At 46.3% G+C, this 24,171-nt stretch carries 15 protein-coding genes; 9 read left to right on the forward strand and 6 right to left on the reverse strand.

Annotated features, from left to right (window positions below; translation table 11 throughout):
• Positions 1-54: 54 nt before the first annotated feature.
• From GWR21_RS27660 to GWR21_RS27675, 4 genes are all read right to left on the reverse strand, one after another.
• On the reverse strand, positions 55-1,011 hold the full coding sequence (locus tag GWR21_RS27660; RefSeq protein ID WP_162334944.1) for a glycoside hydrolase family 43 protein: 957 nt from the start codon (positions 1,009-1,011) through the stop codon (positions 55-57).
• Between the two features lie 255 nt (positions 1,012-1,266).
• A complete protein-coding gene (locus tag GWR21_RS27665; RefSeq protein WP_162334945.1) occupies positions 1,267-1,503 on the reverse strand; it encodes a VF530 family protein in 237 nt (78 codons plus the stop codon).
• Between the two features lie 155 nt (positions 1,504-1,658).
• Complete coding sequence (locus GWR21_RS27670; protein ID WP_162334946.1) at positions 1,659-3,974, reverse strand: FdhF/YdeP family oxidoreductase; 2,316 nt, start codon at positions 3,972-3,974, stop codon at positions 1,659-1,661.
• Positions 3,975-4,258: 284 nt separating this feature from the next.
• Positions 4,259-6,676, reverse strand: a complete 2,418-nt coding sequence (locus GWR21_RS27675; RefSeq protein ID WP_162334947.1) for an ABC transporter permease — start codon at positions 6,674-6,676, stop codon at positions 4,259-4,261.
• A 188-nt stretch (positions 6,677-6,864) separates the two neighbouring features.
• Between GWR21_RS27675 and GWR21_RS27680 the strand changes: the two genes are divergently transcribed.
• Positions 6,865-7,326 carry a toxin-antitoxin system YwqK family antitoxin gene (locus GWR21_RS27680; RefSeq protein WP_162334948.1) on the forward strand — a complete coding sequence of 154 codons (462 nt, stop codon included), beginning with the start codon at positions 6,865-6,867 and terminating at the stop codon, positions 7,324-7,326.
• A gap of 173 nt (positions 7,327-7,499) precedes the next feature.
• Entirely contained in the window at positions 7,500-8,450 is a 951-nt protein-coding gene (locus tag GWR21_RS27685; RefSeq protein WP_162334949.1) for a DUF1573 domain-containing protein, read from the forward strand.
• 108 nt (positions 8,451-8,558) lie between these two features.
• On the opposite strand, the gene GWR21_RS27690 is transcribed toward GWR21_RS27685, so the two are convergent.
• Both GWR21_RS27690 and GWR21_RS27695 read right to left on the reverse strand, forming a co-directional pair.
• Positions 8,559-9,308, reverse strand: a complete 750-nt coding sequence (locus GWR21_RS27690; protein WP_162334950.1) for a hypothetical protein — start codon at positions 9,306-9,308, stop codon at positions 8,559-8,561.
• 202 nt (positions 9,309-9,510) lie between these two features.
• Entirely contained in the window at positions 9,511-11,427 is a 1,917-nt protein-coding gene (locus GWR21_RS27695; protein WP_162334951.1) for an alpha/beta hydrolase-fold protein, read from the reverse strand.
• A gap of 307 nt (positions 11,428-11,734) precedes the next feature.
• On the opposite strand from GWR21_RS27695, the gene GWR21_RS27700 reads away from it, so the two are divergent.
• The 7 genes from GWR21_RS27700 to GWR21_RS27730 all read left to right on the forward strand — a co-directional run bounded on the left by GWR21_RS27700 (position 11,735) and on the right by GWR21_RS27730 (position 23,952).
• The gene (locus GWR21_RS27700) at positions 11,735-12,310 is read left to right on the forward strand and encodes an RNA polymerase sigma-70 factor (RefSeq protein ID WP_162334952.1); all 576 of its coding nucleotides are present in this window, start codon (positions 11,735-11,737) and stop codon (positions 12,308-12,310) included.
• A gap of 100 nt (positions 12,311-12,410) precedes the next feature.
• Positions 12,411-13,547, forward strand: coding sequence for a FecR family protein (locus GWR21_RS27705; protein ID WP_162334953.1), 1,137 nt, complete (start codon positions 12,411-12,413; stop codon positions 13,545-13,547).
• 291 nt (positions 13,548-13,838) lie between these two features.
• A complete protein-coding gene (locus GWR21_RS27710) occupies positions 13,839-17,105 on the forward strand; it encodes a SusC/RagA family TonB-linked outer membrane protein (RefSeq protein ID WP_162334954.1) in 3,267 nt (1,088 codons plus the stop codon).
• 20 nt (positions 17,106-17,125) lie between these two features.
• Positions 17,126-18,742 (forward strand): RagB/SusD family nutrient uptake outer membrane protein, encoded by a 1,617-nt coding sequence (locus GWR21_RS27715; RefSeq protein ID WP_162334955.1) that lies wholly within the window; start codon positions 17,126-17,128, stop codon positions 18,740-18,742.
• Between the two features lie 109 nt (positions 18,743-18,851).
• Positions 18,852-21,038: an alpha-N-acetylglucosaminidase gene (locus GWR21_RS27720; RefSeq protein WP_162334956.1), complete on the forward strand. Its 2,187-nt coding sequence runs from the start codon at positions 18,852-18,854 to the stop codon at positions 21,036-21,038.
• Positions 21,035-22,174 (forward strand): acyltransferase family protein, encoded by a 1,140-nt coding sequence (locus GWR21_RS27725; protein ID WP_162334957.1) that lies wholly within the window; start codon positions 21,035-21,037, stop codon positions 22,172-22,174. Before GWR21_RS27720 ends, GWR21_RS27725 begins: the two co-directional genes overlap by 4 nt.
• Before the next feature lie 128 nt (positions 22,175-22,302).
• Complete coding sequence (locus tag GWR21_RS27730; protein ID WP_202928999.1) at positions 22,303-23,952, forward strand: alpha-L-fucosidase; 1,650 nt, start codon at positions 22,303-22,305, stop codon at positions 23,950-23,952.
• The last annotated feature ends 219 nt before the right edge of the window (positions 23,953-24,171 follow it).

Here is a 24,171-nt window from a genome sequence, read left to right on the forward strand (position 1 = left end):
GCAGCGATGCCGGAGACTTTCTCCGGCGTCGCTGTTTAATTGACAGAGAGGCGGCTATTTTACCTTCAGCCACCGGAACGAGGTCTTATCTGCCACCAGGAGAGAAGGACCGGATTTCGAGCGTTTAAATGCCAGTTTCAGCATACCCGTTACCCGGGGAGATACCTTCTCCTGATCATGGTGTGTATGTAATACATAATACATCTGTTGTTTCCTATCAGTAAAGACGTCCCCATGGCCACTGCCGTTATACCCGATGGTATGCCTGCTGATGATCGGGTTGCCTTCATACTTTGTCCAGGGGCCTGCAGGCGATGGGGCAGTAGCATAACCTACAGCGTAATCCTTGTTCCGGAAATCATTCGCAGAATAAATAAGGTAGTAGTTATTTTCATACTTCAGTACCGTAGGCCCCTCCGTGACCGGCCAGTCCGATCCGGCAGTATTCTCCCATCCGGCAGTACCGGATATACATTCTTTTTCCGTACCGGGAATGATATCAGAGAGGTCGGGCTTCATTTCCACGACGAAGATCCGGTTACCGTTCTGTAATCTGACATGGTAGAGGTAAACTTTTCCATCGTCATCGAAGAAGAGGAAGGGATCGATCTGCTTGCCCGTACCGCTGAGCGCAAAGAGGCTATCCTGTTTGAAAGGCCCCGCCGGACTCGTCGCCCTGGCAATAGCGATGTGCTCGTCAGCAGTATACGCCATGTAGTATCGGCCATTGCGGGCAATGACCTGCGGGGCCCAGAAGCCACCGGCTCCGAAGGCCTCGCCACGTCTCAGTGCAAGGGTATCCGTGGTGCCCTTTACAGGTGCCCAGGTGGCCAGGTTATCTGATGTATATACAGGAAAACCTTTATTACTGCCGGTGCCGTAGAGATAGAACTTTCCTTTATCAGCGAAGATCGTTGGATCAGCCAGGAAGATAGCGGGTTGCTGGGCCAGGCCATTGGATATGATGCCGGTCACCAGTAACGCGCTGAAGAAAGATATTTTATTGACCATGCCTGTTAAGATAAGGATCCGGACCCGGATTTCCAGAGAATAATACAAACAGGTACGGGTATCCGCTGGCTACTTCGGATTTGACATTATGCAGGACGGGGGATCGGTGCCGTTTATATGTCACTGATCTTCTTTATAGTGTTTGTTAGTTGTATGTTCGCCCACAATTATTAATAGTAGCTGTGCGTATCTAAACTAACTGAAAACGCCCCCTGAGTTCAGGAGGCGTTTTTTATTTATTTTCCGGATCGTGCGTTATTTCAGTTTACCTGTGCGTAAGGCGTATTTGTAGAAGTCTTCTACTTTGGTCCTTGCCCAGGGCGTTTTACGCAGGAACTTCAGGCTGGACTGTATGGAAGGATCACTGATAAAGCAGTTGATCCTGATCTGGTAGCCCAGCTCTTCCCATCCGAAGCTTTCTACCAGGTGTGTGATGATCTTTTCGAGCGTAAGGCCGTGTAAAGGGTCTTTTGATGTATTCCCTGTTTCCATATTCATGCAGTTTGCTCAGCAAAGATACGGGACTTACACCGTTCCCGCTACTGTTTATATTTTCCTGAAGCCTCGATACCATCTAAATGAACAAGGTGTACCAATGACTGATACACCTTTCTTTAATAGTTGATTTATTGATGATATTCCTTGTTTTAAACTTCCTGATGTCTTCTGATCTTGATGACCACCCGTTTTGATGCCGGCATATTACTTTCGTCTACCGTATTATTGATAGAGACAAGCACATTCGTCTCGGGGAAATAGGTGACGGTATCCTTTTCCGGTATACTGTAAGGCACTACCAGGAACAGTCGGGCCACCCGTTCAATACCATCATCATAATTGAAAAGATCTACTTTATCGCCCTCTGCGAAGCCTGCCTTTTCCATATCAACAGGATTCATGAATATGACACGGCGCTCATTCCTGATGCCCCTGTACCGGTCTTCAAGCCCATAGATCGTTGTGTTGAACTGATCGTGCGTGCGTGTGGTCGCCATGGCATATTCGTCTGCCGCAAGCTGGTTGAGCGGTACACCTGTTACTGAAAAGGCGGCACGTGTATCGGAAATACTACTTTTAAATTTGCCTTCTCTGGGGCCATTGGGAAGATAGAACCCGCTGCGTTGCCTGACTTTCGTGTTGTAATCTTCAAACCCGGGAATACAGGCCGCGATGGCATCTCTTACGGCGTCGTAGCTGTTTTCAAACAGGTCCCAGTTCACCACCGAGCGGTCTCCCAGTGTGGCTTTTGCCATTCTGCATACAATGTGTGTTTCATTGAGCAACTGATCGGATACTGGTTTCAGCATCCCTTTGGATGATTGTACAACGCCCATAGAGTTCTCGGTACTGATGAACTGATGTACGCCGTTGACCATGTCAATATCACTACGGGATAATGCAGGCAGGATCAATGCTTCTTCGCCATGTACCAGGTGGCCGCGGTTTAATTTGGTAGATACCTGTACACTCAGTTTCAGTTTTCTCATGGCAGCTGCTGTGAAGGTAGTATCTGGTGTAGCTGACAGGAAATTGCCGCCCATCCCGAAGAACACCTTTACCTTGCCTTCGTGCATGGCCTTTATCGTTTTCACTACATCATATCCATGTTCACGCGGCGGATTAAATCCAAATACTTTCTGCAGCCGGTCCAGCTGTTCCTGACGAGGTTTTTCCATGATCATCATGGTACGGTTTCCCTGTACGTTACTATGCCCGCGGACAGGACAAACACCGCCTCCCCTGATGCCGATACTTCCTTTTAATAACAACAGGTTGACGATCTCCTTTAGCATATCCACACCGTTCTTCTGTTGCGTCAGTCCCATTCCCCAGCACACGATGATGCGTTTCTTGTCACGCAAAATATCTGCTGCTGCCTGTATATCCGCTACCGGTACAGCGGCGGATGCGGCCAGTTCATGTAACTGATAGGTGCTGAGCTGCTGAATGAACGCCTGATAACCGACAGTATTTTCATTGATAAAATCGTGATTAAATACCTGTCCGGGGGCCCTCTGTTCTGCTTCATACAAGAGTAGTTCAATAGCCTTCAGTAAGGCCATATCTCCATTGATCTTCACCTGCAGGAACAGGTCGGCCAGCTTAACCCCGTGTCCGATAACACCATTGAACTGTTGTGGATTCCGGAACCCCATCAATCCCGCTTCCGGCAACGGATTGATAGCAATGACCTTTGCACCGTTGCGCTTCCCTTTTTCAAGGGCACTCATCATGCGTGGCGCATTTGTGCCGGGATTATGACCTATGATGACAATAACATCCGTATCATAAAAGTCATCAAGTGTGACAGATCCTTTTCCCAGTCCGATCACATCGGCCAGGGCAACACCTGAAGTCTCATGACACATATTGGAGCAGTCGGGCATGTTGTTCGTACCAAATTCTCTGACAAATAACTGATATACAAAAGACGCCTCGTTGCTGGTACGTCCGGAGGTATAGAACGCCGCTTCATCAGGAGAATCAAGCGCATTCAGATGTTGTCCGATCTTATTAAAGGCATCCTGCCAGCTGATCGGCTGATAATGCGTTCCGCCTTTGGGCATGTACATCGGTTCTGCGAGCCGGCCTTTCTTTCCAATTTCATAGTCTGTCAGACTGGCCAGATCAGCTACTGCATTTTCTGCGAAGAATTCGGCTGTCAGCTTTTTTCCTGTCGCTTCTTCCGCCAGTGCCTTGGCGCCATTCTCACAGTATTCCCCTATCGGAGAACGTTCATCATCCGGGTCAGGCCATGCACAGCTGGGACAGTCAAATCCGCCCCGCTGGTTCATCTTTAGTAATGCTTTCATGCCCCTGAAGGCGATACGCTCTTCCTGCAGATCACTGAGCGCTGCTAATACAGCCGGAATACCGGCAGCCCAGTGTTTGGCAGGCTTCAGTTCAAGTTTTAACAGCTTTACAGGATTCTCGGCTGATGGCGTTTTCTGTTCCTCTTTCATGATGTACGATGATTAACTAACAAACAGTGCGATGAGTAAGTTGGTTCGTTGGATGATACCTGGGTACACTTCCATTGATGGAAGTTAAAATGAATGGAGGTATTATTTGATGGAGGGAGAAGGAAAACGATGAATTGGCTAACAAATACCAAAAAAAATACAACTCATTTACTGCAGCGTAAAGAGGGGAATATGTTTAGCAGGAAGGCAAGAAAACTGCAACACACCCAAGGGCAGAGAAGCTGACTTTGGTGTGTTGCAGTTTTACAGGTGTGCAGGTGGTGTTATTCTGATCTTAATGCTTTTACTGGATTCATGAGTGCCGCTTTGACTGCCAGCAGGCTGACCGTCAGCAGTGCGGTCATGACGCTCAATACCCCTGCGATACCGATCATCCACCATTGTATGGCTACCCGGTAGGCAAAGCCCTGCAACCATTCCTGCATAGCCCACCATATTGCCGGTGTGGCGATGAGAATGGCTATTAGTACGAGTTTTACAAAATCAGAGGAAAGCAAAGTAACGATATTGGTGACAGAGGCGCCCATTACCTTTCGTACGCCGATCTCTTTTACCCGCTGTTCGGTGGTGTAGGTCGCCAATCCGAATAGTCCCAGGCAGGCGATCAGGATCGTCAGGGCGGCAAAGGCTGCGAACAGTTCTCCGAAGCGGGCGTCCTGTTTGTACTGTTTGTTGAACGACTGGTCCAGGAAGCTATAGAGGAACGGGCGATGTGGTACGAGGGTACGCCATCTCTGTTCGAGTGCTTTTAAAGTCTGGGATAGATGATCTGTCTTTATACGGAGCGATAGCTTATTCAGTGACTGATAAGGCGCCATTCTCATGGCTAGTGGCTCCACTTTTTTGTGCAGGGACTGATAATTAAAATCTTTTACCACACCAATGACGGTTCCTTTGCGTCCCCATTGTTCAAAACGTTTACCGACGATCTCCTGAGGATCTGAATAGCCATATTGTTTCATGGCCGCTTCATTGATCAGGAGAGATCCTTCCGCATCAACAGGGAAGTTGCGGGAGTACGGCCTTCCAGCTGCCATTTTTATTTCATATACCGGGATGAAATCGTAGTCAATCTCGTACATGGCAGGTGTTTCACTTTTCATGTCACCACTACGGGACTCAATATGAGTGGTGCCATTCGGGTAGAAATCGCCTGGTACGGCCCTGGACGCGGAGATGGACTGTACCGCAGGGTTTTCGGCCAGTGCGGCTTTGATGGCTTCTACTGATTCATTCACTTTCTGGTCGCCACCATAGTCGATCACCAGCATCTGATCCTGACGGAAGCCCAGTGTATGCGACCGCATATGCCGGAGCTGAGAATAAACGATCATGGTACCTGCGATCAGTGCAACAGATAAACTGAACTGCACCACTACCAATCCCTTACGTAGGGCGACGCCTTTGTTGGACGAACGGAACTGACCTTTCAGTACTTCTACAGGCCTGAACCGTGATAATACCCAGGCCGGATAGGTGCCGGCCAGCAATCCTAAGAGGAAGGGCATGATAGCAAGTATAGGTGTGATCTTCCAGGACAGAAGCAATTTATAGTTAAGAGGCTTACCCGATATTTCACTGATAAATGGCAGGGCGATAGTCGTAAGTATTACGGACAGCAATACAGCTGCGAATGAGATCAGGATGGACTCTGTGAGGAACTGGTATATCAGGCCCCGCTGATAGGCGCCTACAGCCTTTCTTACACCAACTTCCCGTGCCCTTTCCATGGAGCGGGCAGTAGAGAGGTTTACGAAATTGATGCAGGCAATGAGCAGGATGAAGATGCCGATCATTGAAAAGATGTACACGTTCGACAGACTACCCGTAGGACCTGGCTGTCGCTGGGCTTTTGAGTGCAGGTATGCGGCTGATAAAGGCTCAAAAGCGATGGTGTAAAGATCATTATTGTTCTTCGGGTAATGACGGGATACATAGTCGGGAATCTTGGCCGCCAGCGTTTTAATATTTGTGTGAGGAGCCAGCAGGAAATAAGTATAGAAGTCAATGTATCCCCATTCATTAAAGATCTCGGGACGCCATTTTATGAAGGTGGTCATGGAGACCAGTGCCTGGAAGGTAAGATGTGAATTGGCAGGTACGTCTTCGATCATACCCGTTACGGTGAAGGCCTCCTGGTTTTCTACGCGCAGTGTTTTTCCAACGGGGTTCTGATCGCCAAAATATTTCCGGGCCAGACTTTGTGTCAGCACGATGCTGTTAGGGGCAACGAGGGCCTGTTTCGGATTGCCGGCCAGCATCTTCCAGCTGAATACGTCAAAGACAGTTGAGTCGGTGAATACCATCCCTTCTTCCTGGAAGTGTTTGTCACCGTGCTCCAGCAGGAAGGTATTGGGGCTGGTGAACTGCACTATTTTCTCTATCTGCGGAAAGTCGGCCGCCAGGGCAGGAGCAGTCGGCGCATTTCCCCATACCTGGTATTCTTCAGGGGAGGGGGCGACGTTCCTGTCGGCATTCTTAGCATTCCGGTAGGCATGTGTCACCCGGTAGATCCGGTCAAACCGGGTATTGTACCGGTCATATGACAGCTCATCCTGCACATACATCATGATCAGGATACAACAGGTGATGCCAATTGCCAGCCCGGTGATGTTGATGGCCGAATAGGCCTTCTTCCGGGACAGGTTCCGCCAGGCAATTTTAAGATAGTTCTTTAACATAATGGTTGTTGGTATTATAGTGGCAATCTTAATGTAATCTGTAGGAACAAAAAGATTGCCATTCGTCTATAATGGCTCCTGTGGCTGTCTTCCCTTTTTCTGGCGGATGGAAGTGTCCAGATACGGACATTCATTCCGGCCGGAAATGGACAGCTGGAATAGCGAAAGTTATTGATAATAGCGGATATATGCGACCTCCGTATTACACGCCACTTCAAACGATGTATCGGGGCCCACTTGCGGAAGGGCGGGAATTAATGACGGGCGTCTGGACGTATTATTACCCCTCGGGTAGCATTTATGCGCAGGGGGAATACGGGATAGGTGCGTTTATGGATTGTCAGTCAGGAGGGCCTGCGAGGACCTACTATAATTATAAGATAGGTCCGTGGACATATTGGTATGAGAACGGAAAATTACTGACCAGAGGAAACTATGTTCCCGGCAGGGCTACATGGAGGAATTCCTGTGGAACTGATACGGTGTTACAGTCGGCGGTGAATCATTCATGGAAGTTCTATGATAGTACGGGTAATGACATGCCGGAGGTAGACAGGAGTATCATCGACAAGATCAATACCCGCCATGAAGGCACGCTTTATTTATATATACTAAGAGCGCCGGAGTTATCAGCCGGGACACGGGAGTAGTGGAGATTCTCCCCGTTGATGTGCTGTTTGTGCAGGATTCGCTTCAGCGTCTCTCTGGCCGGTAGCCTTTCGATGCAGGCGATTGATCGTCCTGAGTCGCCTTAATGACGTTTTCATCTTATTCAGTTATCTTCGTGACCGAAACCAATATCCCATTACCTTAATTTATTCCTGTGTTAACGAATCGACGTAACCCTTATGCCTTATTATTAGCGTTACTAAGTATTGTGGCCGGCTTATCTGGCTGCTACAATGTAGATACAACCCGGGGCGAGCCCTTTGATATTGATCCGGTTGCGACTGTTAGGAACAGCGAAGGGGTGATGCAACTATTATCGGAGTGTATAGCATCAGACAGCACATTCGTATTAAGGATCAAAAATGATTATCCTGTGAAAGGGAGAAGTATCCAGCTATTGAAGATCCGTGAAATTACAGATAACTATCCTCCGACAAACGATATCATTATTCTCGCTGATGAGCTGCCTGAGAATGCCAAAAATCAAAATTTGTATTATCTCGCCAAGAAAATGAGAGTTTTTAAAATTGCGGATAGCCTTTTGCCGGAGACGATTGAAGAACGTGAGTGTGCCTATGTTTTCTATCTTGACAAAAAGCTGCATGCCAGTAATGTTTATTTACCGGACTCTATGGATGGCGATAAAACATATAATTACTTCAAGCGCCTGGCAATTGCGATGAACCGTGAGCCAACACATATTCCGCGGCCGTTTTACAGAGGTAAAGGTACTACCATTGGAAGAAGCAGGTCATCTACATTGTCATTTTCATCTTCCTCTTTTTCTTCGGGAACAAGTATCTATCAACAGGGACAATCCGTTAATGTAGGCAGCAGGCGCGTGAATAAGGGTTATTATGAGGACTTTTATTTCAAAAATACCGGCAGCGACCCTGTGACGATCTATGATGTGAAGAATAGCTGGAACCGCCTTGGTTGCAAGGTTGAAGTACCCAATGAGGTCATCATGCCTGGATCGGAGGGAAGGATAAGGGTATACTATAAATTGAACGGAAGTGGGTCTTTTAATAACGAGGTAAAGGTGTATACGAATCAGAACGGCAGTTATCAAACGTTGAATATATCCGGAACGGCAACAAGATAGTGGACGTTATGGTAGTTTAAGCGGCAGTTAATGTTTTAATTTTCTTCCTATAAAAAAGTGCCCCCGACAAGTCACTGACTTGTCGGGGGCATGGCCAATTGATCTCTTTTAATGATTCCATTCCAACCCCGCTACCTGGAAGGTAAATACTCTTGCTAATTCACTTCCTTCCGTACCGATTTCCAATAGTATTTTCTTTGATGTTTTTAACATCGTAATGAACTCCTTAGACGAATTAATGTAGAATCCGTTCGCGCTGCCACTGTCTACTGCGTTAGACCTGACATTGAACCTTATGGGTTCGTTATTGTCAAAACGTATTCTGACAGTGTTGAAGTTTACATCTAATAGATGGGTAGAAGACAGGATCTCAACTGTAGTATTCTTATTGGTATTATGTTTAAGATGTATGAACAAAAAGCCGGTGTTGGACACCCATTCCGGTCCTGATTCGTTAGTGGTCGTGGTCGTAGTGGTCGCTTCAAATTTTTTACGATCAGTTGTGTTTTTTGTTTGAAACCATGGCTTTTTCTCTTTGATCGTTGTTTTTGTAGTGGTAGTGGATGTTGACTGATCCTTCCAGTAGCCGCCTGTAGTTATTCTTTCGTCAGAATAAAGGTCGGCGGCATAGTAAGCAATGGTAGACGTCATCCGGTCTTCATGATTATAATACTTCCATTTAGAGGAATCGGCTGGCTGAGTAGCGACCGCTAATGGTTTAGCCTGCTGGTCTTTACTGGATGCGTGGTGGCTGCGTGTTTTGCCTTTTTTAAAGTGATCGTTGCATTTGGAAATGCCGCCTATCACGAAAAAAAAGATTCCAATGGAAATCCAGATCTTTTTGGCATTTGTTGACATAGATGTAGGGATATCAATTTAATAGGAGGCTAATGTATGGTTTATATATTAAAAAATACTTATGTAGTTGTTGATTTTGCAAAAAATGGGGGTTAGTCCCCCGCGGCGGCATATTGCCTGCGTATCGCTGCGGGGGACGTTGAGCAATGCTCAGTGTTTTTATGTCTGTATACCATTTTTTTCAGTCCTGCGTAGCGTGCTATTATTTGAATAATAGCTGTGCAAACTTGTAAAGGTTGTTACGCCAGACAGGCCATGTGTGGCCGCCAGGGTATTCACTGTAGCTATACTTAATCTTCATTTCATCAAACCTGGCCAGCATATTCTGACAGTTGTTATAGGCGATGTCTTCTTTGCCGCCCATAGCGATCCAGAATTGTTTCAGATTACCATTTATTTTATCTGCTGACTGCTTCATGAAAGCATATTGTTGTTCTGCAGCCGGCTGTTTGCCACCAAACCAACCAGAACTGAACACACCCAGATAGGCGAATTGGTCCGTGTTATTAATACCTGCATAAAGGGTTTGTATACCACCCATGGACAGGCCGGCCAGTGCCCGGTTTCCAGGGGTTGCTGCCACACGGAAATTCTTTTCAATATAAGGGACGACGACGCGCATTAGTTCGTTCTCAAAATTCCGCAATGATTGCTCATTAAAGCTTCCTGTCGAGACATTACCATCCATCATCACTATCAGCATTGGTTTAGCTTGTCCGGCAGCAATGAGATTGTCGATAATCAGGTCGGTCTTACCCTGTGCACTCCATCCCCGTTCGTCTTCGCCGCCACCATGTAACAGGTACAGCACAGGATATTGCTGATCTGTTGCACTGTCATAGCCAGGAGGCGTGTATACCAGACAACGACGCCAGGAGTTAGTGACAGAGGAGAAGTAACGTTTAATGCGTACATCACCATGAGGTACATCTTTGGTGGCATAAAATGAGCCATCTGCAAAAGGGATTTCAATGCCGGCGGCCATACGGCCCATGCCGAAAAAAGTTTCGCTGGCCGGATCAGCTACGGCGACACCGTCTATCAGGAGCGAATAATAATGAAAGCCTTCGCCAACAGAGTCGGTCGTGCCAGTCCAATATCCGGCAGTGTCCTTTACCAGGTCATATTTTTTAACAAGATCAATCTGCACCCTTTGTGCCTGTGGCGCTTTCAAACGGAATACGACGCGGTTATCGGGAAGTATCTGGGGATACGCGGCATTGCGTACATTGGTGGCGGCGGGAGTACCGAGGACGGTATATTTCGCAAAAGCAGCCGGATCAACAGGTTTGAAGAGCAACTGAGAGAACATGTAGAGACCGTTTTTCCAGACGTTGAAGTCATGTCCACCCGGCTCTATATAGTAAACATGTGGCACCTTGTTTTCATACAGGTAGTCATGTGTACGTTTACTGAAGCTGATCAGATTATCATTATCACCGCAGGAGATCCAAAGTAATCTGAGCTGCTTTTTGGCCGTTTCAGGATCCGGCACCAGCAATTCGGGCTTACGGGTGTTCGGCGCCGACGAAAAACCACCTACCCAGGCAAATTTGTCAGGATTACCCAATCCAAAGTTAAGCGATTGGCCGCCGCCCATAGATAAACCGGCAATGGCACGATGCTCTCTGTCAGTAAACACGGGGAATTGCTTTTCAATAAAAGGAATAAGGTCCTGCAGTAAGTCCTGTTCAAAAGTAGCGAACGCCTGGATTTTATCAGGCGCCATAATATTTCCTGTCGCCCGGTCGTCTTTCATCGCTCTTCCATTGGGCATAACGACGATCATGGGTGCTAATTTGCCGTCAGCATACAGGTTATCCAGGATCACCTGGGGAGTGCCACCACGTAGCCACTCTTTTTCATCTCCACCAATACCATGCAGGAGATACAAAACAGGATATCTGGTTTTCTTTGAATAACCAGGGGGTGTGTATACCACAGCTTTACGCCTGGTACCAACAGTTTTGGAAGCGTACACGATGGTGTCAATCTTTCCGTGGGTAATATCATTGCGCAATACGTCAAAACCCTGAGGTGCATGGTTAACAGGTGTCTGGGCATGCCCGGTCATATGTGGCATACATAACGTGGCAATGGCAAGGATCAGCCTTTTCATAGTCATTACAGATTTGTTTTTAACATTTTAGTATTTCGTAACCGTGGATGTGCATAAACAATGGCGGGGTTATTCCTGTTAATCAGCAATAGCGGTCTGTTTTCTGAATGAACCCTGGATGTTTAAACAGGATGCTTACAGGTAAAGTCATATCTTCTCTGGTATTATTTCCAATCATCCTTCCTGAAAAAACTTTAAATGTGAATATAACACTTAATTTTCAGGGTGCATGAATAGACATGATAAAACAATAAGGAATATTGTTATCAATATCTTTAGTACATTTATGTAAGTTACGTATCTGTAAATGCGAAGGGACTTAGATATCGTTACATGCCAGAACAGTGATGAGGAACTGTTGCAGCAATTGCAACTGAATCATAATGCTGTTGCATTCAGTATCCTTTATGAGCGTTACTGGGAGAAACTGGTCACTATCGCCTATATTCGTCTTAAATCTTCAATGGATGCACAGGAGGTCGTACAGGATCTGTTCCTGGATCTCTGGAAGAGATCTGAAAATATTCAGCTAAAGTATTCGTTTAATACATATATATGTGGTGCCCTCAAGTATAAGATCATTACTTTCCTTGCAAGGCGTAAAAATGAAGCCGAGCGGCAATCAAGGCTGGAACTTCCGGAGATTGATCGCAGTACGGAGCAATGGCTTAGTTACCAGCAACTGAGAGACGAACTGGAAAGCTCGATACAATCCCTGCCTGAGAAATGCCGGCTCGTGTTTAAGCTGAGCCGGGAAAAGGGATTAACTGAAAGAGAAATAGCGGCAACGCTTAATATATCTATGAAGACCGTTGAATCCCACATGAGTAAAGCGCTAAGGACCCTGCGCGCATCCCTCAGATATCTCCACATTTTTTTCTGATCCGGCTTATTGATCTTACAGACTTCTGCTTAAAAAAATTTTTCTCCTGGACTAAGGGTGGCTGATCAGTTGCTGAGACTATATATAAAACAGCCTTATAATGCCTGATCTGACTCCTGAACAAATATCCCTCCTGGCGGACAAATTACTGAAAGGCACTATTAGTGAAGAGGAGAAAGTATTGTTTGAAAACTGGTATAATACGTTTCCGGAAGAAGACGTCCGGTGGAATGATGAAAGTGTGCATGCTGCCGCTGAACTGAAGCGCAGGATCTACCGTCGTGTCAAGGGAGATAGCATCATTACAGGGAAGTGGTATTGGGCGGCGGCTGTTATTACCTTATTGATTGCCGGAGGGGCGTATTATCATTATAACACACAGAAGGGCAGGGAACAGTTACTGGCAAAATCAGGATCTGTATCCGGCGGGACTATTGTGCCAGGAACCAATAAGGCTACGTTAGTGATGGCGAATGGTAATACCATTACTCTTAATGATGAAGAAAACGGGGTATTAGCACAGCAGGGAAATACAAAAATTATCAAACTGAATAGTGGACAACTGGCGTTTCAGCAGGGACAAGGTAAGGATGCTGGTAGCGTGGCATCCTTGAATACGCTTTCCACACCACGTGGTGGCCAGTATCAGATCACGCTTCCGGATGGAACGACGGTATGGCTGAATGCGGCCAGCAAGCTGGTTTTCCCCACTGCGTTTACCGGAAAGGACCGGGTGGTAAAACTGACCGGAGAGGCTTATTTCGAAGTAGCCGCTAATGAACATCAGCCTTTTATTGTTGTGGCCAATGAGATGGAAGTAAGCGTTTTGGGCACGCATTTTAATGTGAAAGCATATGGCGACGAGTCTTTTGCCAAAACTACACTATTGGAGGGGAAGGTGAAAGTTGCCGTTAACAATAAGGATGTATTACTCAAACCCGGCCAGCAGGCGAAAATGAATAATGCCGGAGCAATGAATGTAATAGCAGTGAATGTAGACGATGTCGTGGCCTGGAAGAATGGAACATTCAGCTTTGATGATGTAACTATTGCAGAAGTGCTGCAACAGCTCGCCCGCTGGTATGATGTGGAGATCGTTTATCCTGATGGCGTGCCAAACGGGCTTTTCCGTGGTGAAATAGATAAAAAGTCAGATATAGCTACTGTGCTGAAAATATTAGAGGTAAGCGGTGTAAAGTTTACTGTAGAAGGCCACAAGATACTGGTGCGGCCGTAGTATGTAATAATAGTCAACCAAAATAATAAAATGCCACATTTATGAAGAACGTACCACCATGAAGTATGTGCCCGTAATCCTGTTGAAACAGGGGCGATTGAGCCCGCCCCTGTAAAGTCCGGGTTCTGCGGCTGACAAAAGTCCAACGAAGATCAATTATCATTCACACCCAAACACTGCAAATCTATGCAATTGCATGATGATGTAAAAGCCATGCCTGTAAAATGGCTTTATTTAAAGAAAGTGAGCATTGAAAAGTTATGCTCTATACCACGAAAAACACTCCTTGTTATGAAAATGATTGTCTTGTTGCTAACAATAGCCTGTTTGCAGGTGAATGCTACGGGATATGCGCAAAAACTAAGTTTGTCGCTAAAGGACAGGCCGCTGGAAGATGTCCTGCGCGAAATTAAAGTGAAGACGGGTTATAAGTTCTTCTACAAACTGGACATGCTGGACAATGCTAAGAGAGTAACCATCCGCATAGACAATGCAGACCTGTCCAATGTGCTGGATATCATCTTTAAGGAACAACCATTTACCTACCAGATCGTAGATAAGACCATCATTATCAAACCCAGGTTACATACCTTGTTACCCGAAGGGGAGGTCCGTCCGGACATGACTATAACTGGTAAGGTCACCGATGATAAGGGTAGTCCTTTGCCGGGTGTATCTGTTCAGGTGAAGGGTACATCTAAAGGTACGCAGACCAATTCCCTGGGTGAATACCAGTTAACCGGAATAGATCCGGATGCCATACTGGTATTCAGTTATCTCGGCTACCAGGTACAGGAGATGCCGGTTAAGAGCCGTAGCAATATCACAGTTGCACTGGTCTCTTCCTCGATCGGTCTGGGTGATGTTGTCGTAGTAGGGTATGGTAAACAATCCAGAAAGAACCTGATCAGTGCTGTGAACACGGTGAAGGCCGAAGAACTGAATAAGGGGGCGATTACGGACGTTGGACAACTTTTACAGGGTAAAGTGCCCGGATTAAACATATCTGCCAGTGGAGACCCTAATGCGGTGGCTACAGTGGTATTGCGCGGAGCGTCTACACTGAACAGTTCCCAGGGGCCGTTTTATGTGATCGATGGTGTGCCAGGGGTCGACATATCCGCTATTGCGCCTGATGATATTGCTTCCATCGATGTATTGAAAGATGCGGCAGCTACAGCAATATATGGTAACCGGGCTGCCAATGGCGTAATCATGGTCACCACTAAAAAAGGCAGGAAGGGCGAGTCCCGCGTGTCTTATAATGGCTACGTAGGACTGGAAAAGGTGTCAAATAAGCTGGATATGATGGATGCTGCTGAGCTGAGAGAATTCCTGAGCAGAAATGGTCAGTCTTTCGCTCCTACAGATGATAAGAATGCCAATACGGACTGGCAGAGCGCGATCCAGCGTAAGCAGGCCGTCTCTCATAGTCATAATATATCTTTCAGTGGTGGCGGAGATCACGGTACGTATGCCGCCAGTCTGAGTTACATAAAAAAAGAAGGAATTCTGCTGAACAGTGATCTTGAACGAGTGGTAGCACGTTTAAGTGCGGAACAATATGCCCTGAATGACAAGGTGAAATTTGCACTGAATGTGACAAATTCAAACAGTAGCGCGAATGACATTCCCTACCGTAACGTAGTATTGCTTCAGTCCGCCCTGCATCTGCCGGTATCGCCTGTGAAAAATCCGGATGGCAGCTACTTTGAAAACTTCAATACACAAGGGTATTACAATCCGGTAGCGATGATCGATAATAGCCAGATGAATACTAAATACAATAACCTTGTAGGAAGTTTTAATACCCAGGTCAAACTGCCTTTCGGGTTTGTCTATGACCTTAACCTGTCTTATATCGGCTTTACTTCAACACATGGAGAGTACTATAATAAATACTTTACCACTAACTATAACAGCATGTACGATAATCCTAATCCCGGATTAGGATTTCACAGTCAGCAAACCTTCGGAGCGAACGGACAGGCGACCAGGAGTGTATACCAGAATACCAGCAAGATCCTTGAAACATTCCTGACCTGGAACCGGACATTTGGTTTGCACAATATCAGTGCGGTATTAGGCTATTCATGGCAGAATAACAAGATAGGGGAGGGCTTTCAGGTAACGACCAGTAATTTCCCGGTTGATAATATCGGGTATTCCAATCTGGCACTGAGTAACCCATATGCTATATCCGGTTTTCAGATTGGACTGGGCACTGACGGTGTATTTCAGGAGAACCGGCTGATATCTAATTTTGCGCGTCTGAATTATGGATTTAATGATAAATACCTGTTGCAGGCTTCGTTAAGAAGAGATGGCAGCTCCGTGTTCGGAGCGAACCATCAATGGGGATATTTCCCTTCTGTCGGACTGGCATGGAGGATCAGCCAGGAGCAGTTCATGAAGCATCAGTCAGCATTTACTGATCTGAAACTGCGAGCGAGTTATGGTATAACAGGTAATGCTTCAGGTTTTAATGCCTTTACCGCAAGGTTTATCTCCGGTACACAGGGAATCTTCTATTATAACGGAGCTGCTGTATCTGCAAGTGGGCCAATTCAGGCAGCTAACCCTGATCTGAAATGGGAGAAAACAAGTACAGCCAATATAGGAGTGGATTTCGCCATTCTCAAAGGGAAACTGAGTGGTTCGATCGATCTGTATGATAAGAAAACCACCGGTATGATCTATTCTTACAGGGTCGATCCGATCCTGGTACCTACCGGTACTATTGTGGCCAATGGTGGCAGTATGAGCAACAGAGGTATAGAATTGAGCCTGAATGCGGCCATAGTAGAGAACAAGACCTTTGGCTGGAACACTGGTATTAACTTCGCGCATAACAGGAATGAGATCACCAGTCTGACCAATCCGCTTTTCTCCGGCGGAGACTCTATACTGCTTGCCTTTCCTGAGGGTGCCGGCCAGTCCAGCCACTCCCTGGAAATACTGAAACAGGGTAAGCCACTGGGACAATTCTTTTCACCAATATATGCAGGCAAAGATGCCAATGGCGTGTCACAGTTCGTAGCGGCAGATGGAAAGCCCACTACTACACCTATTATAGGCGCGGATTATCATTATATCGGTAACTCTCAGCCCAAATTATTAATGGGCTGGTCAAACAGCTTTCGTTATAAGAACTTCGACCTCAATATTTTCCTGAGAGGTGTGTTTGGGAATAAAATCTTCAATGCAACGAGGGCTGATCTTTTCCGGCCGAACACTGCCCAGTATACCAATATCCTGAAAGAGGCGGCTAATGAAAGTGTGGCGGATTATAACGCTTACCTGTATTCTACCCGTTTCGTGGAAAGCGGTACTTACGTGAGATTCGACAATGCCACCCTGGCGTATAACTTCAGGAACCTGCATCCTTACATTAAAAGTATAAGACTATATGTGACGGCTAACAATCTTTTTGTTATTACCGGTTACAAGGGTGTGGATCCTGAAGTCAATCAGGGTGGTATAGCACCTGGTGTGGATTACAATAACTTTTATCCTAAGACGAGGACTTTTATGTTGGGTGTTAACGTGTCATTCTAACAGCATCTAAAAAACAGTGTATGAAAAAGTTAATCAGCTATATATTCATTTCCTTTTTGTTGTGTGTTTTCAGTGCATGTTACAAACTGGAAGTTCCTATTACATCCGCACTTACACCAGACGTTTTTCCTACAGACAGTACACAGTTTATCGCGGCATCAGGCCCCGCGTATGTTGCTTTACGGGGAAATATCGGTGTGGAATATTTTTTTATGCAAACATTGACAACAGATGAGGGGATCTTTCCTGCAAGAGGTGGTAACTGGTTCAACGGAGCGGAGTTTCAGCAATATCATTATCACACATGGACGAAAGATCATGCGGGTGTCAACGGCAACTGGGTATGGTTCTCCACTATTATTGGTACTGTGAACCAGTCTTTGGCTATCCTTGGACAAAATATACCGGAAGGTTCCAGTAAGAAGACTACGCTGGCAGAACTGCGGATGGTGCGTGCAATCGCCTATTATCTTATGATGGATAATTACGGTAATGTACCCATTGATACAGTAAGCGGAGATTTTTCGGCAAAGCCCAATGTTCCCCGGGCACAGGTTTTTACTTTTGTAGAAAATGAAATTAAGTCCTGTCTGCCTGATCTGAGTGCGGTCAGTGGCGTATCAACTTATGGAAGGGCCAACAAATGGACGGCATATGCCTTATTGGCGAAGCTTTACCTGAATGCGGAGATATATACCGGTACGCAGCGAAATGATGATTGCATTGCAGCCTGCGATAATGTGATAAAGTCGGGTCTATATTCACTGGAGCCAGCCAATACCTATCTGCAGATGTTCTATCCTGATAACGGTCCGCAGATGAAGGAGTTTATTTTTGCGATACCCTTTGATCCTGCGTGGTCAAATACTTTCCCATTCAGATCGCAGAACCTGCATGCACGTTACGATGTACCGCGTGGACTGGCAGCTACTAAATTTAAACTGCCGTTTACACCAGATGGCGCCATCAGCACACTGCCTTCATTCTATGCTAACTTCGATGATCCGAATGATGTGCGCAACCGTCAGTGGCTGACCGGACCCCAGTTCCTGGCCGATGGGGTTACGCCGGCTACTGTTACTACAACGAAAAAGGGATATGATCAGTTCTATACAGGTGCAGATGGCGCGGCTCCCTATACTTATCAGATAGATATCAAACCTGAAGTGGTGTTAAGACAGGATGTCAATTCATTTGATGCCGGTAATGATGAAATAGCGTGGAATATGGGATACCGGAATATCAAGTTCTATCCGGATGCAACATCGCTGAACAGGAACCAGAAGAATGATATTCCGTTGTTGCGTTACTCCGATGTACTGTTGATGAAGGCGGAGGCTATTTTACGCGGCGGCAGTGCTACGATGGGGCAGACAGCGCTTTCGCTGGTGAACGAGTTAAGGTCACAGCGCACGACATCTGCTGCACTTACTGCGATCACACTGGAAGGAATATATGCGGAAAGGTGCAGGGAGCTGGTATGGGAATCCTGGCATAGGAATGATATGATCCGCTTTGGTAAATATGAAAGCAAGTGGGGATTCAAGACAGATGCTGATGTGAATCGTCGTATTTTCCCTATTCCTACATCTGCGTTGCAGCTTAATCCGGCACTGAAGCAAAATCCAGGGTACTAGTAACGATCACTTATTGATGCTTCCCGTGTATCTGCTATATACGGGAAGCATATTGCCAGCCACGCATTGAATGTTACCATGCCACGTCGAAGGAATCAATAATATTATTATGAAGAAATTGTTTTGTTTGGTTTTTATCTTTTTAACCAGTTATGCCTATGGGCAGCTGCATACCACGGCTGCATATGACCTCATAAGAAGAGTAGTGCCGGCACATCAGCAACAGTTCGTTGTACAGCCTTTACAGCAACAGGAAGACAAAGACGTTTTTGAAGTAGAAAGCAAAAATGGAAAGATCATTTTGAGGGGGAATAATGGTGTGGCGATTGCAGCAGCGCTTTATTATTATCTGGAGGAGTATTGCCATTGTCAGATCACCTGGAATGGGACTAATCTGAAGTTGCCTGCTACATTGCCTGTAGTCGACGGGAAGGTGAGGCATACAACACCATATACCTATCGTTACTACCTGAACTATTGTACTTTCAACTATAGCATGGCATGGTGGGACTGGACGCGTTGGGAGAAGGAGATTGACTGGATGGCATTACATGGCATTAATATGCCCCTTGCGATCACAGGAGAGGAATATACCTGGTACCTGGTGTATAAAGAGCTGGGATTTACCGATGAGGAGCTCGCAGGCTTTTTTAGCGGGCCAGCTTACACCGCCTGGTTCTGGATGGGTAATTTAGATGGATGGGGAGGTCCGCTACCCATGTCGTGGATAAAGTCTCATAGGGACTTACAGGTGAAGATATTGCAACGCCAGCGGGCTTTGGGAATGAAACCGGTATTGCCTGCATTTACCGGACATGTACCGCCTGCTTTTAAGAAAAGATTTCCTGAGGCGAAGTTAAAGGCAACTAACTGGAAAAATGGTTTCGCGGATACCTATATCCTTGATGCCGAAGATCCACTGTTTGCGCAGATAGGAAAGAAGTTCCTCGAAGTACAGACCCGGTTGTATGGTACTGACCACCTATATTCTGCTGATACCTTTAATGAGAATGAACCGCCATCAAATGATTCTCTGTTTTTGTCACAGCTGAGCGCCAGAATATACGATGGTATGCGGCAGGCAGATACGGCTGCAATATGGGTGATGCAGGGATGGCTATTTTATAGTGATCGTAAGTTCTGGGGCGCACCGCAGATAGCGGCGTTGCTCAATGCGGTACCCGACGATAAGATGATCCTGCTGGATTTAGCTGCGGAAATAGAGCCTGTCTGGAAGCGGACCGCCTCATTTTATGGTAAACCATGGATATGGAATATGCTGAATAACTTCGGTGGAAACGTCAATCTTTTTGGGCGTATGGACGGGGTAGCCGCCGGACCGGCGTTGGCATTAAAAGATACTGCTTCCGGGCGTCTGCGGGGTATTGGTTTAACAATGGAAGCGATTGAGCAAAATCCCGTGATGTATGAGTTGATGATGCAGCATACCTGGCAGTCCGATCCGATAATCATTCATGAGTGGCTGGAAAAATATGTTCTGAACAGGTATGGTACTAAAGACACCAGTCTTGTCCGGGCATGGGACATACTGCGACGGACGGTGTATAATGGTCAGCTTATCAGGGATGGAGCTGAGTCTATCGTAACGGGCAGGCCGACCCTGGATTCTACCACCGAATGGACCCGCACCAAATTAAACTATAACCGGAATGAACTGTTGCCTGCATGGGATCTTTTTATTGCAGCGGCTGGAAATGGCGCGAAGGCAGATGGGTTCCAATATGACCTGGTAGATATTACAAGGCAGGTATTGGCTAATTATGCCCATCCTTTGCAGCAGATGTGGGTGAAGGCATATAATGAAAAGGATAGCGCCGCCTTTCAGCTGTACAGTAAGCAGTTTATTACTTTGATCTATGACATGGACCGGCTGCTGGCTACGAGAAAGGATTTCATGCTTGGTCCATGGTTATCTTCCGCCAATAAGTGGGGGACGAATGAAAAAGAGAAAGCGTTGTATGAACGAAATGCGCGTGACCTCATTACATTATGGGGAGATGCGAACAGTCCGTTACACGAATATTCCAACAGACAGTGGAGCGGTTTGCTTAACGACTTTTATGCACAGAGATGGATACAGTTCTTGGATATGTTGCAATTATCCCTGAGGGCAGGAGCGCCGGCTGATTTCAATGGATTTGAAGCGCGAATAAAGCAATGGGAGTGGCAGTGGGTGAACAGGCGGAATAAATTTACTGATATACCAGTTGGAAATAGTATTGCCATAGCGATGGAGATGTATAAATTATATCGTCCTAAATATGCCCAGCGATGAGTAAACAGACTGGAGGAAGATTGGTATCACTTGACGCATTACGGGGCTTTGATATGTTCTGGATCATGAGTGGTGAGCATATTATTCATGAGTTGGCAAAGGCTACGAACTGGCCGGTATTCCGGGTCATGTCGGCGCAACTGCATCATACGGTATGGAATGGTTTCACCTTCTATGATATGATATTTCCGCTGTTCCTGTTTATTTCGGGTATATCAATGCCTTATTCCATGCAGAAGAAGGTGCAATTGGCAGGTGTCGGTGAAGCTTTCGAATTGCCCTGGAAAGATAAAAAGGCATTGTATCTCTCCATGTTGCGGAGGACCCTCCTGCTGATCATACTTGGATGTATTGTGAATGGCTTACTGGCTTTCAGGGGGTATGAGCAGACCCGGTTTGCCAGCGTATTGGGACGTATCGGTCTCGCCTGGTTCTTTGCCGGCCTGATATATTTAAATAATGATGTACGGAAGCAGCTATGTTATCTGGTGGCGATACTGTCAGGATACTGGGCGATGATGGAATTTATTCCCGTACCAGGTTATGGCGCGGGTGTACTGACAATGGAGGGATCTTTTGAGTCTTATGTTGACAGGCTATTACTTCCGGGTAAGTTACATGATGGCATACACGATCCGGAAGGTATCATGTCCACTATCCCGGCTGTGGGAACAGCGCTGATGGGTATATTGACCGGCACATTTCTCCGGGATGGGAAGTTCAGTATGCGGGAGAAAGCCTGCTTTCTTTTCGCTGCCGGGATTGGTTTCGTCTTACTCGGCTTGTTATGGGACACGGTTTTCCCAATAAACAAGCGCTTATGGACAAGCTCTTTTGTTGTATATACAGCAGGGTGGAGTCTGCTGCTATTATCTATCTTCTATTGGGTTATAGATGTTGCAGGATTTCAGCGTTGGGCCTTTCTATTTATTATAATCGGTACAAATTCCATACTTATTTATATGTGTGCGGAGGGACTGGTGAACTTTAAGTATACTGCCGACTATATTTTTGGAGGGGCGATCCGGCACCTGCCTTTGTTATGGCAACCGGTATTGGCTGCGATGTCGGTTACTTTTGTGCAATTAATATTATTGTATATTTTGTATAGGAATAAGCTCTTTCTGAAAATATAGCGGGAGGGTTATGCGTCGTCTGCCCGGCAGCGTGTTAGGACGAGATCGTGTTTAGATTTCCACGAAGGAGCATTAGCTGTATTACAGGTGGACGAATTGACATTGTTTTCATAATAAAATATTTCACGTTGAACAGAAGAACGCTTTTAAAACAACTTGGTCTGGCTATTCCGGCAGCCATGATAAACATGGAGCTTCGCGCTTCGGATGCTACATTGGGTTATCCGGAGGAAATGATGACAGGGCCTTTTAAACCCACCTGGCCATCTTTGCAACAGTACGCTACTCCTGACTGGTTTCGTAACGCCAAATTTGGGATATGGGCGCACTGGGGACCTCAGTGTCAGCCGGAAAACGGTGATTGGTATGCCAGGGAAATGTATATGGAAGGTAATCATCATTACAATTTCCATCTGAAGAAATATGGTCATCCGTCCGTCTTCGGATTCAAAGATGTGATCAACGAATGGAAGGCGGAGCTATGGGATCCGGAGTCGCTGCTGTCATTGTACAAGGATGCTGGCGCGAAATATTTTGTAGCCCTTGCTAATCACCATGACAATCTGGACCTCTATCAGAGTAAATATCAGCCGGCATGGAATAGTGTAAAGGTCGGACCTAGGAAAGACGTGATCGGTGGATGGGCGAAAGCTGCAAGAAAACAGGATATACGTTTCGGTGTGAGCGTGCATGCTGCTCATACCTGGAGTTGGATGGAAACCGCACAGCGCGCAGATAAAACGGGCCCATTTGCCGGTGTACCCTACGATGGAAAGGTAACCAGGAAGGATGGGAAAGGAAAATGGTGGGATGGGATGGACCCGCAGGACTTGTATGCCCAGAATCATCCGCTGAGTGAAAATAGTTATGATGACGGAATGATCCATCGTCAATGGAACTGGGGCAATGGGGTAACTCCTCCTTCAAAAGCGTACTGCGATAAATTCCTTAACCGCACGATCGATCTGATTAACCGTTATGATCCGGATCTGCTGTATTTTGACGACACCGCTCTTCCGCTGTGGCCCGCCAGTGATGCAGGGCTGAAGATAGCAGCACACTATTATAATCGTAGTATACAGCAGAAAGGAGCATTGGATGTTGTGATCAATGGTAAAATCCTGGATGAGCAGCAACGGAAATGCATGGTGTGGGATATAGAACGTGGCCAAAGCAATAACAGTGAACCCCTGCCGTGGCAGACATGCACCTGCATTGGGGCGTGGCATTATGACCGCGGCATCTATGACAGGCATGGATATAAAAGCGCAGGAACAGTTGTTCAGACGCTGGTAGATGTTGTTAGTAAAAATGGCAATCTGCTGTTGAGTATTCCAGTCAGAGGTAATGGTACTATCGATGAAGATGAAAGAATGATCGTAGAAGAAATAGGCCGCTGGATGAAGGCAAATGGCGAAAGTATTTTTGATACGAGGCCCTGGAAGATATTCGGTGAGGGGCCGGCTATGGAGCAGTCAGCACCGCTTAGTGCACAGGGATTTAACGAAGGGAAAGGAAAGGAATTTACGGAGCAGGATATTAGATTTGTGGTGAAGGGAAATGTCTTGTACGCAACCGCAATGCGCTGGCCGGAGAATGGTAAGCTGACTATAAAATCGTTGGCAGCTGGTAATGAGTTGTATGCGAGGGAGATCAGCAAAGTGACTTTAGTGGCGTCGGATAGTGTGTTGTCGTTTAAGAGGACGGAGAATGGGTTGGAGGTTGAATTGCCGGAGAGAAAGGAGTTTGGATATGCTGTTGCATTGAGGATTGTTTGATTCATAGTGATTGGGAGATGGCGTGGATGGAGGTGTGTTATATAGCAGGAAGATGGTACAGATGTCGTGTTAAAACCCGATCATTGTGATCGAAGATAACATGAGGACGCCAGTACGAAGTAGGTTCTTACATCGTTTATGGTGTTTGCCGGGAGATAAAAGCAGGTATAATAACGTATGTGGATAGGGTGTTCCTAATCCTTCAATGATAATGGCGTA

The sequence above is a fragment of the Chitinophaga agri genome, from assembly GCF_010093065.1.
Classification (GTDB): Bacteria; Bacteroidota; Bacteroidia; order Chitinophagales; family Chitinophagaceae; genus Chitinophaga; species Chitinophaga agri.

What these genes read in the sequence shown, in the direction of transcription:
- GWR21_RS27710 (WP_162334954.1), top strand. Translation starts at nt 13,839, where the DNA reads ATGAAAATGATTGTCTTGTTGCTAACAATAGCCTGTTTGCAGGTGAAT.
- GWR21_RS27675 (WP_162334947.1), bottom strand. Translation starts at nt 6,676, where the DNA reads ATGTTAAAGAACTATCTTAAAATTGCCTGGCGGAACCTGTCCCGGAAG.
- GWR21_RS27690 (WP_162334950.1), bottom strand. Translation starts at nt 9,308, where the DNA reads ATGTCAACAAATGCCAAAAAGATCTGGATTTCCATTGGAATCTTTTTT.
- GWR21_RS27665 (WP_162334945.1), bottom strand. Translation starts at nt 1,503, where the DNA reads ATGGAAACAGGGAATACATCAAAAGACCCTTTACACGGCCTTACGCTC.
- GWR21_RS27705 (WP_162334953.1), top strand. Translation starts at nt 12,411, where the DNA reads ATGCCTGATCTGACTCCTGAACAAATATCCCTCCTGGCGGACAAATTA.
- GWR21_RS27660 (WP_162334944.1), bottom strand. Translation starts at nt 1,011, where the DNA reads ATGGTCAATAAAATATCTTTCTTCAGCGCGTTACTGGTGACCGGCATC.
- GWR21_RS27695 (WP_162334951.1), bottom strand. Translation starts at nt 11,427, where the DNA reads ATGAAAAGGCTGATCCTTGCCATTGCCACGTTATGTATGCCACATATG.
- GWR21_RS27725 (WP_162334957.1), top strand. Translation starts at nt 21,035, where the DNA reads ATGAGTAAACAGACTGGAGGAAGATTGGTATCACTTGACGCATTACGG.
- GWR21_RS27680 (WP_162334948.1), top strand. Translation starts at nt 6,865, where the DNA reads ATGCGACCTCCGTATTACACGCCACTTCAAACGATGTATCGGGGCCCA.
- GWR21_RS27720 (WP_162334956.1), top strand. Translation starts at nt 18,852, where the DNA reads ATGAAGAAATTGTTTTGTTTGGTTTTTATCTTTTTAACCAGTTATGCC.
- GWR21_RS27715 (WP_162334955.1), top strand. Translation starts at nt 17,126, where the DNA reads ATGAAAAAGTTAATCAGCTATATATTCATTTCCTTTTTGTTGTGTGTT.
- GWR21_RS27700 (WP_162334952.1), top strand. Translation starts at nt 11,735, where the DNA reads ATGCGAAGGGACTTAGATATCGTTACATGCCAGAACAGTGATGAGGAA.
- GWR21_RS27670 (WP_162334946.1), bottom strand. Translation starts at nt 3,974, where the DNA reads ATGAAAGAGGAACAGAAAACGCCATCAGCCGAGAATCCTGTAAAGCTG.